Annotated in this window: 1 protein-coding gene; it reads left to right on the top strand. The window is 67.3% G+C overall.

All coding sequences use genetic code 11. From position 1 onward, the window contains the following. Positions 1-1,359 (top strand): phosphomannomutase/phosphoglucomutase (locus tag IH80_RS0138345; RefSeq protein ID WP_234432544.1); only part of this gene is annotated, 1,359 nt, incomplete at its 5' end.

Genomic DNA, 1,359 nt, shown 5'->3' with positions numbered 1-1,359 from the left:
CTTTCGAACATCGTCAAGGCGTATGACGTGCGTGGCGTTGTGCCGGACGAGTGGGACGAGTTGCTGGCGGAGCTGTTCGGTGCTGCTTTCGTCGAGGTCGTGGGTGGCTCGGCGATCGTGGTGGGTCATGACATGCGTCCTTCGTCGCCGGGTCTGTCGCAGGCGTTCGCGCGGGGTGCGGCGGCGCGTGGTGTGGACGTGACGTTGATCGGTCTGTGTTCGACGGATCAGCTGTACTACGCGTCGGGGTCGTTGGGGCTGCCGGGTGCGATGTTCACGGCGTCGCACAATCCGGCGCAGTACAACGGGATCAAGATGTGCCGTGCGGGTGCGGCGCCGGTGGGTCAGGACACGGGCCTGTCGCAGATCCGGTCCCTGGTGGAGGGGTGGCTGGACGGGGGTGTTCCGGAGGTTCCGGCGGGCACCGTGCCGGGAGCGGTGACGGAGCAGGACTCGTTGAAGGGCTATGCGGAGCATTTGCGTTCCCTGGTGGACCTGTCGTCGGTGCGTCCGCTGAAGGTGGTCGTGGACGCGGGCAACGGCATGGGCGGTCACACCGTTCCGACGGTGTTCGAGGGCCTGCCGCTGGAGGTGACGCAGATGTACTTCGAGCTGGACGGTACGTTCCCCAACCACGAGGCGAATCCGCTGGACCCGAAGAACATCGTGGACCTGCAGGCGCGGGTGCTGGCGGAGGGCGCGGATCTGGGTATCGCCTTCGACGGGGACGCGGACCGCTGTTTCATCGTGGACGAGCGGGGCGTGGGTGTGTCGCCGTCGGCGGTCACGGCGCTGGTGGCTTCGCGTGAGCTGGCCCGTAACGGCGGGTCGGGCACGGTGATCCACAATCTGATCACGTCCTGGTCGGTGCCGGAGGTGGTGCGGGAGAACGGCGGTACGCCGGTGCGTACGCGGGTGGGTCATTCCTTCATCAAGGAGGAGATGGCGCGGACGGGTGCGATCTTCGGTGGTGAGCACTCGGCGCACTACTACTTCAAGGATTTCTGGAACGCGGACACCGGGATGCTGGCGGCGTTGCACGTGCTGGCGGCGCTGGGTGGCCAGGACGGTCCGCTGTCGGCTCTGGTGGCTTCCTATGACCGGTATGAGGGGTCGGGGGAGATCAACTCGACGGTTGCGGACCAGGCGGGCCGGCTGGCGGCGGTGAAGGAGTCCTTCGGTGGCCGTGAGGGCGTCACCCTGGACGAGCTGGACGGTCTGACGGTGACGGGTGCGGACTGGTGGTTCAACGTCCGTGCGTCGAACACGGAGCCGTTGCTGCGGTTGAACGTCGAGGCCCGCGACCGGGAAACCCTGGTCCGCGTCCGCGACGAGGCCCTGGCCCTCATCCGCGCCTGA

It is taken from the genome of Streptomyces sp. NRRL S-378, assembly GCF_000720645.1.
GTDB lineage: Bacteria > Actinomycetota > Actinomycetes > Streptomycetales > Streptomycetaceae > Streptomyces.
This window is presented reverse-complemented; position numbering and strand designations above follow the sequence as displayed.